General features: G+C 49.7%; 1 protein-coding gene. It reads right to left on the reverse strand.

The genetic code is table 11. The features are described from left to right. Positions 1-194 precede the first annotated feature (194 nt). Positions 195-392 (reverse strand): sugar phosphate isomerase/epimerase (locus NE664_15395; GenBank protein ID MCQ4728017.1); only part of this gene is annotated, 198 nt, incomplete at its 5' end.

Here is a 392-nt window from a genome sequence, read left to right on the forward strand (position 1 = left end):
TAAAAGGTTGATGGAGTCTATAAGGGAAATCCCCGAAATCGCTGTCTCCCCTACCGAGGCGACCATCAGCATATCGGCAATCCCAATGGTGCCCATAATTACCTGTTCACAAACCAGAGGTACTATCAGCTTTACCAGCTGCTTTCTGTCAAATAACATCTTATCACTTCCGTCTGTCCGCCTCTCTCCTGCCGTCATGAAAGATGCGGCAGTGTCTCAAGAATTGAGTTTAAATAGGAGAGGCTTTTTTTAGCGGCAGTCTCTGTATCTGGCGCATTCGTGATTTCCAGGGCCAGCGCTCCGCGGTAACCTACACGGTGCAGGGCTGTCAGTGTTTCCGTGAAATTATAGTGGGCATGCCCCGGATACCAGCGGTTATTATCCGCCACATG

It is taken from the genome of Anaerotignum faecicola (assembly GCA_024460105.1).
In the GTDB taxonomy this organism is placed as follows: domain Bacteria; phylum Bacillota; class Clostridia; order Lachnospirales; family Anaerotignaceae; genus JANFXS01.